Annotated in this window: 9 protein-coding genes and 1 pseudogene; 7 read left to right on the top strand and 3 right to left on the bottom strand. The window is 38.2% G+C overall.

Features of this window, described 5'->3' with window-relative positions:
- Positions 1-79: 79 nt before the first annotated feature.
- The 3 genes from nth to D2C78_06290 are packed head-to-tail and all read right to left on the bottom strand — an operon-like array spanning position 80 to position 3,890.
- Entirely contained in the window at positions 80-721 is a 642-nt protein-coding gene (gene nth / locus D2C78_06300; protein QEF35502.1) for an endonuclease III, read from the bottom strand.
- Entirely contained in the window at positions 718-954 is a 237-nt protein-coding gene (locus D2C78_06295) for a hypothetical protein (GenBank protein ID QEF35501.1), read from the bottom strand. Before D2C78_06295 ends, nth begins: the two co-directional genes overlap by 4 nt.
- Positions 951-3,890: a DUF3971 domain-containing protein gene (locus D2C78_06290; protein ID QEF35500.1), complete on the bottom strand. Its 2,940-nt coding sequence runs from the start codon at positions 3,888-3,890 to the stop codon at positions 951-953. Before D2C78_06290 ends, D2C78_06295 begins: the two co-directional genes overlap by 4 nt.
- Here D2C78_06290 and mltG point away from each other — a divergent pair.
- The 7 genes and pseudogenes from mltG to D2C78_06255 all read left to right on the top strand — a co-directional run bounded on the left by mltG (position 3,808) and on the right by D2C78_06255 (position 12,789).
- Positions 3,808-4,797: an endolytic transglycosylase MltG gene (mltG, locus tag D2C78_06285; protein QEF35499.1), complete on the top strand. Its 990-nt coding sequence runs from the start codon at positions 3,808-3,810 to the stop codon at positions 4,795-4,797. The genes D2C78_06290 and mltG overlap by 83 nt on opposite strands.
- 182 nt (positions 4,798-4,979) lie before the next feature.
- Positions 4,980-5,321 carry a 4Fe-4S dicluster domain-containing protein gene (locus tag D2C78_06280; protein ID QEF35498.1) on the top strand — a complete coding sequence of 114 codons (342 nt, stop codon included), beginning with the start codon at positions 4,980-4,982 and terminating at the stop codon, positions 5,319-5,321.
- Positions 5,321-6,447, top strand: a pseudogene (locus D2C78_06275) (2-oxoglutarate synthase subunit alpha). The gene D2C78_06280 and the pseudogene D2C78_06275 overlap by 1 nt, the downstream one beginning before the upstream one ends.
- A gap of 1 nt (position 6,448) precedes the next feature.
- Entirely contained in the window at positions 6,449-7,270 is an 822-nt protein-coding gene (locus tag D2C78_06270) for a 2-oxoglutarate ferredoxin oxidoreductase subunit beta (GenBank protein ID QEF35497.1), read from the top strand.
- Positions 7,270-7,830, top strand: a complete 561-nt coding sequence (oorC, locus tag D2C78_06265) for a 2-oxoglutarate:acceptor oxidoreductase (protein QEF35496.1) — start codon at positions 7,270-7,272, stop codon at positions 7,828-7,830. The genes D2C78_06270 and oorC overlap by 1 nt, the downstream gene beginning before the upstream one ends.
- Before the next feature lie 154 nt (positions 7,831-7,984).
- A complete protein-coding gene (locus tag D2C78_06260) occupies positions 7,985-10,927 on the top strand; it encodes a DEAD/DEAH box helicase (protein QEF35495.1) in 2,943 nt (980 codons plus the stop codon).
- On the top strand, positions 10,924-12,789 hold the full coding sequence (locus tag D2C78_06255; protein QEF35494.1) for a site-specific DNA-methyltransferase: 1,866 nt from the start codon (positions 10,924-10,926) through the stop codon (positions 12,787-12,789). Before D2C78_06260 ends, D2C78_06255 begins: the two co-directional genes overlap by 4 nt.

The raw sequence follows: 12,789 nt of genomic DNA, 5'->3' as shown, positions 1-12,789 counted from the left end.
AACTCTACTCTTTCAAGAATGATTTGACTTTGATTATAAAATCTTAATTCTACTATAAATTTTATAACAAATAAAGCCACTACGCTTTAAAGCGAGCTTTAGAAACGCAAAATTCTTTTAAAAAACACGCATCGCATAAGGGGTTTTTAGCCTTGCAGGTGTAACGGCCAAACAAGATTAAGGCATGGTGGAGTTTGGATAGGTTGTCTTTAAACAGATCGCTCAATTCCTTTTCGGTTTTAATAGGCTCTTTAGCGTTACTTAAGCCTAAGCGGTGCGTCGTGCGGAACACATGGGTATCTACCGCCATATAATTTGCGTCAAAGCACACTGAAAGCACCACATTAGCGGTTTTTTGCCCCACGCCATCCAGGCTCATTAGTTCTTTTTGCGTAGAGGGGATAACGCCCTTAAAATCTTTAACCACTTTTTGCGCCATGCTGATTAAATGCTTGCTTTTGTTGTTGGAATACGAAACGGATTTAATGATCTCTTTAACCTCTTCTAAAGAAGCGAGGGCTAAATCACTCACGCTGGGGTATTTTTCAAATAGCTTGGGAGTTATTTGATTCACTCTAGCGTCCGTGCATTGAGCGCTTAAAATGGTAGCCACCAATAATTCGTAGGGGTTTTTATGGTGCAATTCGGTGGTTTGGTTGGGGTAATGTTTTAAGAGCAGTTCTTTGATCTGTTGGGCTTTTTTAGCGCGTTTCAAGCTCATTCTTGCACGCTTTCTTTGATGACAAGGTATTGCGCTTCATGGGATCTTAAAGCCACTTGAATGCGGTTGATTTTAATTGAAAGCGTGGCTTTTTTCATGGAATAATGCAAAAGGGTGCATTGAACCCCTTCATGGATACCAAAAGAGAGGAAGCGTTTTTTAAGGGCTTCATCGCAGTTAGCGATTTCTACAATTTCATAAGTTTTGTCTTTAATGGCTTCATTGAGCGTCATTTTAATTTCCTTTTTGAATCAATGTTTTTTTTGACTTCATCCACGATGATGTCAATAGGCGTGAAAATACGGCGCAAGATTTTAAAAGGCGCTTGGATAATATCTGACGCTAAAGTTACTTGGGTTTTAGGCTTATCCAGCGTGCCTTTGACATTCACATTAGTGGTGATTTTACCTCCTTTTCCTAAAACGAGATAGCCCACAATAGGGATTTTATTTAAGACATTGCTCAAAGCCTTGATAGTGGAAACTTCTAAATTCAAATCTAATTTGTTTTTGTCTAATTCAATGATCCCATTGCCAGCAATATCAAGCGTTTTGCCGACAAGATCAATTTTTTCTAACCCTAAATATTCTTTAGTGATCCCAAAAACAACAGACCCCTTTTTGATTTGATAGCCATTAGCCCCTAAATGAGGGTTCCTAAAGACAATGAGGGAGGGAATGGTGTTGATGAGATTGATCATGTTTTGCATGAGAGCGAAATTCTTTAAGCTTGTGTTTTGGAATTTCAATTCGCCATTGAAAACCTGATCTTCAAGAGCCCCAATAAGCGTGAACAAGCCCCCTTCTACGAAATCTTTTTGGAGGATGGTGTTGATATAATCTCCGCTAAAATTATGAGCCTTAAGATACAAAGCCCCATGCACTAAATCCGCCATGATCATGGCGTTTTTATAATTGCCATCAATTTTCACTCTGTCGTCTTGAGCGACAATATCAAGATTTTCTAAAGGAAAAGGCATTTTTTTATAGATCAGCACGACATCTTTAGCATGGATGCGTGTAGAAATAGGGATAATTTTGTGGGCTTTTTCATAGCGTTGTTTAGCGCTAATGAAAACATCTTCATCTTGGATTTCTTTAGAACTGGGCTTTTCTTTTCGTTCTTTTGAGAATAATCCCGCAATAGCTGGCATCTTGCTATCTAAAAAATCATCAATACTCAAATCAATGTTATTAAGGGTAATATCCTTTTGATCCCCCTTAACTTTTATAGATATGCTTTTGCTTGGAGTATAGACAGAAATTTCATCTTTATTGATAGAGCCAAATAAAGAGAGGGAATCAAATTGCTTGCCGTTGCTATGATAAATGGGTAAAGTGATTTTCAAATCTTTAGCGAAAAAATCAATATTAATAAAATCGCTCGTAGAAACTTCTAAAGAGCCATCTTCTAAGGCGAAATATTTCATAATAGGGGAATAGGGCTTGATTTTTTTCAAATCTTTGATCCTAAAAACATAGGCGTTATCTTTAAATTCGCCCTCTAATAAGAGTTGTGGAACGCTCCATTGCATGTGGTTGGGGTTAGAAAAATCAAAATTCAAAGAAAGGTTTTTAAGAGTGTCTCCTGTAGCGTAGAAAACATCTTTAGTGAATTTATCTTCGCTTTGGGCTTTAATGGTGTCTATGATTTTTCTCCTAAAAACCTCTGAGTTTTCACCCTCTTGAATGATAGAATGCAAGCTTTTTAAATCTAAAGAAAATTTAGCAGGCTGTGGGTTATCTTGGGCGTTATTCAGGCCATAAGAACGCATGTTGATATTATTGTTAGTGTTGAATCGTATTTTATGGACTAAAGAATCTAAAGAAAGGGTTTTTTTGTTTAAATCTAAAGCGATTTTAGCGTCTAAATCCAGCATGTTTTCATAGCGGGTGTGGGTAGTTTCTATGTAGATGTATTGGTATTCTTGGGTAATATCTAGGCTTATATTAGCGTTTTGCGTATAAAGGGGGATATTATAGAGCGAGAGGGCGCCTTCTTGCAAATTAACGCTGCCTTGAACGCTAAATAAGGGGGCGGTGTTTTTCAAGAATTGTAAGGTGAGTTTCAAATCCGCGCTAGATGGCATGCTGATTTTATCCAAAGGTAAAACGACTTTATAAGCGCTCAATAAATCCTTAATGCTATCGCCATAATAATTAGGGGTCGTTTTTAAAAAAACCTCCAACTTGGGGGCTTCTAACAAATTGGAAAAAGTGGCGTAAGAGCCGGTTAATTCCATGGTTTCATAAGTGATTTTTTGGGGCTGTATGAGGAGTTGTTTGTTTTTGAAAATCAATTCGGTTTTATCCATTTTAATGGGCGATAAGCCATCATTAAAAACGACTGAAGGCTTAATCAAAGTGGCTTTAACTACAGAATTTTCCAAAAGCGATGGGACAAACTCGCTAGGAGTGAAATTAGCCTTGATTAAAGCGTTATCAATCTTAAAGCTAGCAAATTGAATCTTATCAAAAATCCATGTTTTTAAATTTTTTTGCGATTGGCGTTGGAAAAGGGGCTTTAAAAACGCTAGGCTTTTCATTGGGGAAGTGTTAATTTTTAATTCTATGGTTTTTAAATCGGTTAGCCCTTGCAAATAAATTGCAGCGCTGGGTTCAACTAAGGGCTTGACAATCAAATTAAACGCCATTTTCCTGGCTTTAGGTGAATAGTGGGCGTTGCCATCCACTTGGACTTTAATGTCTTTAAAAAGCAAATTGATGATTTTAAGCTTGATATTTTTATCGTCTTCTAGGGAAAATTCCCCTTTGATTCCTGGAAATTCTAACTCGTATTTACTCCCATCAAAAAAGATATTGGCTTTATTTTTATCGTCTAAAATGATTTCTTTGACTTTAAGCTTTTCAAAATAAGACACCGCCCAAATGCCATAACGGATATTTTTAATCAAATCAGAAACTTCTAAACGCTTTTTAGTGGGTTTTTGATGGAAGAAAGAAGAGAGATCAACCCGCTCAACTTCTAAAGAAAGCTTGTTATTGAGTTTTAAGTATAATTCAGAAATGCCAAGCTTTCCAATTTTTAAATTTTGTATGTGAATGCCGTTTGAAAGGGTTTTGTGAATGACGACTAAAAGAGTGAATACTGCCACAAACAAGATAATGACATTAAACACTTTCTTGGATACATGTTTTCTTTTATTCATCAGTATTCTTTTTTATTTAAGTATACCAATTTATCCTAACAAAGTGGTGGTTGTCCCGCAAGGTTCGCTCAAAAAAGTGTTTTTTTCTTTGAAAGAGCAAGGCGTGGATATTAACGCTTTGGATTTGCTTTTGTTGCGCCTAATGGGCATGCCTAAAAAAGGCTATATTGACATGGGCGATGGGGCTTTAAGGAAGGGGGATTTTTTAGTCCGTTTGATCAAAGCAAAAGCGGCACAAAAAAGCGCGACTTTAATCCCTGGAGAAACCCGCTATTTTTTCACGCAAATTTTGAGCGAAACTTACCAATTAGGAGTTGGCGATCTCAATGAAGCTTATGAAAGCATCGCGCCACGATTGAATGGCGCTGTGATAGAAGATGGGGTGATATGGCCAGACACTTATCATTTGCCCTTAGGAGAGGACGCTTTTAAAATCATGCAAACTTTGATCGGTCAATCCATGAAAAAACACGAATCTTTAAGCAAACAATGGCTTGGATACTACCATAAAGAAGAGTGGTTTGAAAAAATCATTCTCGCTTCTATTGTGCAAAAAGAAGCCGCTAATATTGAAGAAATGCCCCTGATTGCGAGCGTGATTTTTAACCGCTTGAAAAAAGGCATGCCTTTACAAATGGATGGGGCTTTGAATTACCAAGAATTTTCACACGCTAAAGTGACCAAAGAGCGCATTAAAACCGATAATACCCCCTACAACACTTATAAATTTAAGGGTTTGCCTAAAAATCCTGTGGGGAGCGTGAGCCTAGAAGCGATTAGGGCGGTGGTATTCCCTAAAAAAACTAACTTTTTGTATTTTGTGAAAATGCCGGATAAAAAACATGCTTTCAGCACGACTTATAAGGAGCATTTAAAAAACATCAATCTTTCTAATAATCATTTTTAAAATTAGGGTTAATGGGGCGTTTTTTCTTTTAAATTGGTTAAAAAGTGTTTAGTATTTTCTCATTTTAATTTTAAGTTCTTACTATTAAAGCATTTTAGATTTTATTAAAAAAGGCTTGCTACAATTTTAGGCAAATTTTGATTGCTAGGGCTTAAAACAGCTTTTAGCACAAAGGAGAATGAATGGCTAAAATGAACGCTCCAGATGGGGTTGCCGTTTGGGTGAATGAAGACAGGTGTAAGGGTTGTGATATTTGCGTGTCGGTATGCCCGGCTGGGGTTCTTGGCATGGGGATTGAAAAAGAAAGGGTGCTTGGAAAAGTGGCTAAAGTAGCCTACCCAGAGAGCTGTATCGGTTGCGTGCAATGCGAGTTGCACTGCCCGGATTTTGCGATTTATGTGGCTGACAGGAAGGATTTCAAATTCGCTAAAGTTTCTAAAGAGGCTCAAGAAAGAAGCGAAAAGGTTAAGGCCAATAAATACATGCTCTTAGAAGAGACTATTTTAGAAGGGAGAGGCAAATAATGCGCGAGATTATTTCTGACGGGAATGAATTAGTCGCTAAAGCGGCGATTGAAGTGGGGTGTCGGTTTTTTGGGGGCTATCCTATCACGCCGAGTTCGGATATTATGCATGCGATGAGCGTGGCTTTACCCAAATGCGGCGGCCATTTTATCCAAATGGAAGATGAAATCAGCGGGATTAGCGTGTCTTTAGGAGCGAGCATGAGCGGGACGAAGTCTATGACAGCAAGCTCTGGGCCTGGTATTTCATTGAAAGTGGAGCAAATCGGTTATTCTTTCATGGCGGAAATCCCTTTAGTGATCGCTGATGTGATGCGTTCAGGCCCATCAACCGGAATGCCTACTCGTGTGGCTCAAGGCGATGTGAATTTCTTAAGACACCCCATACATGGGGATTTTAAAGCCGTTGCGCTCGCTCCTGCCAATTTGGAAGAAGCTTACACAGAAACCGTTCGCGCGTTCAATTTGGCTGAAATGCTCATGACTCCTGTATTCTTGCTCATGGATGAAACCGTGGGGCATATGTATGGCAAGGTGCAAATCCCGGATTTAGAAGAAGTGCAAAAGATGACCATTAATCGTAAGGAATTTGTGGGCGATAAAAAAGACTACAAACCTTATGGGGTCGCACAAGATGAGCCGGCTGTTTTAAACCCGTTCTTTAAAGGTTATCGCTACCATGTTTCAGGCTTGCACCATGGGCCTATTGGCTTTCCTACTGAAGACGCTAAAATCGGGGGGATTTGATTGACAGATTATTTAATAAGATTGAATCCAAACAAGACATTATCAATGAAAATGAGGAAATGGATTTAGAGGGCGCTGAAATTATTATCATCGCTTATGGTTCGGTTTCTCTAGCGGTTAAAGAAGCCTTGAAAGATTACAACAAAGAGAGCAAGCAAAAAGTCGGCTTTTTCAGGCCTAAAACCTTATGGCCAAGCCCGGCTAAACGCTTGAAAGAAATAGGGGACAAATACGAAAAAATCCTTGTGATTGAATTGAATAAGGGGCAGTATTTAGAAGAAATTGAAAGGGCTATGCAAAGAAAGGTGCATTTCTTTGGGCAAGCCAATGGGCGCACGATTTCGCCTAAACAAATCATCGCAAAGTTGAAGGAGCTTTAAAATGGCGTTTAATTATGATGAATATTTGCGTGTGGATAAAATACCCACTTTGTGGTGTTGGGGCTGTGGCGATGGCGTGATCTTGAAATCCATTATCCGCACGATTGACGCTTTAGGTTGGAAAATGGATGATGTGTGTTTGGTGAGTGGGATTGGTTGCAGCGGGCGCATGAGTTCGTATGTGAATTGCAACACCGTTCACACCACGCATGGTAGGGCTGTAGCGTATGCGACAGGGATTAAAATGGCTAACCCTAGTAAGCATGTGATTGTGGTTTCTGGCGATGGCGATGGCTTTGCGATTGGAGGCAATCACACCATGCATGCATGCAGAAGAAACATTGATTTGAATTTTATTTTAGTGAATAATTTCATTTATGGTTTGACCAACTCCCAAACTTCGCCCACCACGCCTAATGGCATGTGGACAGTTACGGCTCAATGGGGGAATATTGACAACCAATTTGACCCATGTGCTTTAACCACCGCTGCCGGGGCGAGTTTTGTGGCTAGAGAGAGCGTTTTAGACCCTCAAAAATTAGAAAAAGTGCTTAAAGAAGGTTTCACGCATAAGGGCTTTAGCTTCTTTGATGTCCATAGCAATTGCCATATCAATTTAGGGCGTAAGAATAAAATGGGCGAAGCGTCTCAAATGCTAAAATGGATGGAAAGCCGATTGGTGAGCAAACGCCAATTTGAAGCCATGAGCCCTGAAGAAAGGGTGGATAAATTCCCTACAGGCGTTTTAAAGCATGACACGGACAGGAAAGAATATTGCGAAGCGTATCAAGAAATCATTGAAAAAGCACAAGGAAAACAATAATGGAAGTGCAATTACGATTTACGGGCGTTGGAGGGCAAGGCGTGCTGTTAGCGGGAGAGATTTTAGCTGAGGCGAAAATTGTGAGTGGGGGCTATGGCACTAAGACTTCCACCTACACTTCGCAAGTGCGTGGAGGGCCCACTAAAGTGGATATTTTGCTGGATAGAGATGAAATTATTTTCCCTTATGCTAAAGAGGGCGAGATTGATTTCATGCTTTCAGTCGCTCAAATCAGCTACAACCAGTTTAAAAGCGATATTAAAAAAGGCGGTATCGTTGTCATTGATCCCAATCTAGTAACCCCCACTAAAGAAGATGAAGAAAAGTATCAAATTTATAAAATCCCCATTATCAGCATCGCTAAAGATGAAGTGGGTAACATTATCACGCAATCTGTGGTGGCGCTAGCCATTACCGTGGAGCTTACCAAATGCGTAGAAGAAAATATCGTGCTAGACACCATGCTTAAAAAAGTCCCTGCAAAAGTCGCTGACACGAACAAAAAAGCCTTTGAAATTGGCAAAAAACATGCTTTAGAAGCTTTGAAAGTTAGGGCTTAATGGCTCTAAACTCTTGTTTTGAATTGATTTTCTTAATAAATTTTTGAGAACTTGATTGTGATGGGTTCAAGATAACTCAAGCTCTAAAAAGGGGCTTTGTGTTTTTACCCATTTTAGATTAAGACGCTCGCAAACACCAAAGGCAAAAACACCAATGATTTTTGAAAAGCAAGACTACCAGCAAGAGTGTATTAATAACATTATCACGCTTTTAGATGGCTTTGATTTTAAGCGCCACGATGCCTTAAATCTAAAAGATTGTTTAAATCAATTTCACGCCGCATGCGAAATTCCTGTCAAAAATTTAAGCGGCAAGCTCAATGTTGATGTTTTAATGGAAACAGGCACGGGCAAAACTTTCACTTATTTGAATTTGATTTTTGCGCTCCACAAGGCTTATGGGCAAAATAAATTCATCATCTTTGTCCCGCGAAAAGCCATTTTAGAATCAGTTAAGCAAAATATCCGCCTTACGAAAGATTATTTTTATTTAGAATTCAAACGCCACCTGAAAACCTACACTTATGAAGGGGTTAAATCGCCAAGCAATATTATCAACCATTACCTTAAAAACCAAGATGAGCTGAGCGTTTTGCTCCTCACTAACAGCGCAATTGACAAGGAGGGAAACATACTCAATAAAAACAGCGAAAACCTTTTTAACACCAAAAGCATTTTTGAAAATATCGCTGATTTAAAGCCTATTTCTATCATAGACGAGCCGCATTTGCTTAAAGGTGAGGCGTTTGGTAAGTATTTTAGTAAAATAGGCGCACTTTATTTTCGCTTTGGGGCGACTTTTGCCAAAGAAAAAGAGCATGCTTTAAGCAATGTAGCCTTTTGTTTGGATTCAATCAGCGCGTTTAGAAATTACCTTGTCAAACAAATCCGCATCCATTCTGTCATGCAAGATGCGCAAAGCCCGTTTTTGCTCAATGCGGATTCAAAAAGCGCAAAAATTGCCTTTTACAAAGCGGGCATTCTTAAACAAATCACGCTTTCAAAGGGAGAGGATTTAGGCAAAATTAACGCTTCTTTTAACGGCGTTAGCTTGGTTAAAACCACCAAAGACAAGGCTTATTTGAGCGATGGCGCTACGCTTGAAAAGGCTTCTTATAAACTCACGCAAGATGAAATCAGCACTCTTTTAGAAAAAGCCATTGCCTTGCATTTTAAAAAAGAGGCGTTTTTATTTGACCAAGATATTAAAGCGTTAAGCCTGTTTTTTATCCCAAAAATTGAGGATTTTAGGCAAATTGATAACAAAGGCACGCCCTTTATTAAAACCGAATTTGAAAGGCTTTACAAACTCAAACGCGCTTCAATTCTAACAAAGGAAAATTTATCGCCAAGCTATAGAGAATATTTAGCGAGAGATTTTGATGAGAGCGGTAATTTACGCGTCCATCAAGGCTATTTTAGTGGCGATAGCGTAGCGTTCAATAAGGGCAAAAAAGAAAGCAGCAAAGAAAATATTGAAGCCAACGATATTAAGATGATTTTGAGCGAAAAAGAAAAACTGCTTTCGTTTCAAACGCCTTTGCGTTTTATTTTTAGCGTGTGGGCTTTGCAAGAGGGTTGGGATAATCCAAACATTTTTACTCTTATTAAATTGGCAAATTCCACTAGCGAAACAAGCCGCCATCAGCAAGTGGGGCGCGGGTTAAGGATCGCGCTTAATCAAGAGGGCAAGCGCGTTACGCATGGATTTTTAAAAGGCAATGACAACGCTTTTTATGAAATAAACTACCTTGATATGCTAGTGAGCGGCGAAGAAGTGGGCTTTATAGAGGGTTTGCAAAAAGAGATTGAAGCGAGCAACTTTATTGGTGGTGGCAGTGCGCTAGACAGAGAGAATTTAGCCAATTTAGGGCTTAATGAAAGAAAGATCAATCAATTTTGCGATGCATTAGAAATATTAAACGCCGTAGAATTTGACGAAACAAACAACACTTACAAAATCATTGCCCCTATTTGCGAGATAATGCAAAACAACGAAGAAAGGATAAAAAGCTTTTTAAGCGATGAAGAATATCACGCTGTTTTAAGCGCCTTTAAAATGGCTGAAGATCTAACCAACAAGCGCAATCAAATTATAAACGCCAATCAGCCCCCAGAAAAAGTCAAAATCCGCCAAAATTTAGCTAAGGAATTTAAAGAGTTATGGCAAACCATCAACGCTCAAAGCCAATTAAGCTATCAAAATATCCAAAAAAACAAGCTGATAGAATCTATCGCCAAAGCGTTTAATGAAAGCCATGTGATATGTGAGGCAATCATCTTTGAAAGCAAAAGGTATGATGCAAAAACAAATCAAATCATCACAGAGCAATCAAACACCCTAAAAGTCAAAAACTACGCTAATGCCCTACAAAAAGAAATAAACGCGCTTCTGCTTGACTTTGCCAAAGATGAGCGCTTACCCTTAAAATTCACGCTTGAACTCTACAACGCTTTAAACAAAGAGCATTTTACAAACTCACCCAAAAAAGCCTTTAAATTGCTTAAAGGCATCATTAAAGATAAGTTGCATGAAAATTTGCTTTCTTGCGTGAGTTATGAATTTTGCCAAAACGCCTTTTCTAATACGGCTTTTGATAAAACCGATCCGCTTTATTGTGAAGATGGCTCGCCCAAAAATGAGATTGAAAAACACAAATTAGGCAAATACAAAAGCGCACAAACTCCAAGCCAAAACTATCTTTATGAGACGATCATTTATGATTCTAAAATTGAAGAAGAAGTGAGTGAAGAGGGCGTGCAAACACTGGAAGGTAAAAGCATAGAAGTTTTTGCCAAGCTCCCTAAATTTAAAATCCCAACGCCTTATAAAAACTATGAGCCTGATTTTGCTTATTTGCTTAAAGATGAAAAGGGTGCAAAAATCTTTTTTGTTTGCGAAACCAAAGGTTATGAAAAAGAAAGCGATATCCCACCAGATGAAAAGCGTAAAATGGACTACGCTAAGATCTTTTTTGAAACGCTATCTCAAAATCTAAAGAACGCGAAAAAAGAAATACGAGTTATTTTTGCCACACGCATTAACAAACAAGATTTATTAAGTGCGCTTAAAAGCGCATTAAAGGAAACGCCATGACAGACAAAAATCAAGCCAAAAAAATGGGTGTCAACATTATCCAAAGCCAGCAAGAAAATAACCCCCTTTTTGACATGCTTTTAAAGAATTTCCCACAAACGATAAAAGACGGACAAGTGAGCTTAAGTGCTATCAAAATGCTTTTAGGCTTTAATGAAAGCATGAATGATATCAGCGGCTATGAGCTCACTTGGACGGGCAAAGGGCTTGCTAACGCTCTTTATTCTGAACCTTGCCAAAAACAACTCAAATTACAAGAAATTTTTACGCCCCAAACTTCAGCCAGCAAACACCCCAACAACGCTATTATCATAGGCGACAATCTTGATGCACTCAAACTCTTAAAATCCGCTTATAGCGAAAAAATCAAAATGATTTACATTGATCCGCCTTACAATACGACAAACGAAAATTTTATTTATCCGGATAATTTCAGGAAAGATTATCAAAAGATTTTAAGGGAAGTGGGCTTAATGGAAATAGATGAAAACGGAAAGGAGATAGAAAGCGAGAGCTTGAAATTTTTTAAAAACACTCAAGGGAGCGGGACGCATAGTGGGTGGCTCTCTTTCATGCTGCCTCGCTTAAAATTAGCACGCGATTTGCTTAAAGAGGATGGCGTGATTTTTATTAGCATTGACGATAACGAATGCGCGAATTTAAAAATCTTGTGCGATGAAATTTTTGGGGAGGATAATTTTGTTGGAGACTTTATCCGTAAAACAAAATCCACAACAAATGATGCAAAAATCGGATTAAATTACCAGCATGAATTTTTACTTTGCTATGCTAAAGATAAAAATTATACAAATCTCTTGGGAGGAGAAAAGAATTTAGAGAATTACAAAAACCCCGATAACGATCCTAATGGAGCGTGGACATCAGGTAATCCTACAAAACCAGGTTATGCTAAAATACAAAATTTTCCACTTACTAATCCATATACTAAAGCTATTGAATATCCTCCAGAAGGTAGGTCTTGGGTTTTTACAGAAAAAACAATACAAAATTTTATTGATGAAAGGCGTTTAGTATTTAAAAAAGAACATAAAGAAAACGAGCGCATTTTTATATATAAACACTATTTGAAGGATTTAAAAACCACAAAAAAGACTTTTGATAGTTTGATATTTAGCGATAATTGTTATATGAACCAAGCGGCGACTAAAGAGCTTTTAAGTTTGGGAATGGGAGAATATTTTCCTTATCCAAAAGGCGTAGAATTTATGAAAAAAATTATTTTGCATTCAACTTCTACAAATTCAAACGACATCATCTTAGATTTTTTCGCTGGGAGCGGGACGACTGCGCATGCGGTGATGGAATTAAACGCAGAAGATCAAGGCAATAGGGAATTTATTTTAGTTCAAATTGATGAAGAGATAAAAGAAGATAAAAGCGCTTATGATTTTTGCAAGAATGTTTTAAACAGCGCAAAGCCTGTCATTAGCGATATTACCATAGAAAGGGTCAAAAGAGCCGCTCAAAAAATAATCTCAAAAGATAGCGGTTTGGATTTGGGCTTTAAAGTTTATACCTTACAAGACAAAGCGCAAATTACAAACGACAAAGAAGAAATAACGCTTTTCAACCATTCCCATTTAACGCCCTTTGACAAAGCCCTAAATTTAGCCTTACAATGCGGCAAAACGCTCAATTGTGCGCTAGAGATTATCATCAAAGACAAACTCTATAAATGCGAAGACGCTTACTTTTGTATCGTGTGCGATGAAGAAGTGCAAGAATATTTAGCCAAAAGTAAAAACGAAATGATATTTTTAGACGGCTATGAAGAAATAGACTTGCAAGCCTTTCTCAATCTCAACGCTAGCTTTAAAGAGCGTTTAAGCGTGGTGTATTGA

The organism is Helicobacter pylori (genome assembly GCA_008032935.1).
Taxonomy (GTDB): Bacteria; Campylobacterota; Campylobacteria; order Campylobacterales; family Helicobacteraceae; genus Helicobacter; species Helicobacter pylori_CX.
The sequence above is the reverse complement of the archived record's forward strand: the minus strand, read 5'-3'. Positions and strand labels throughout refer to the sequence as shown.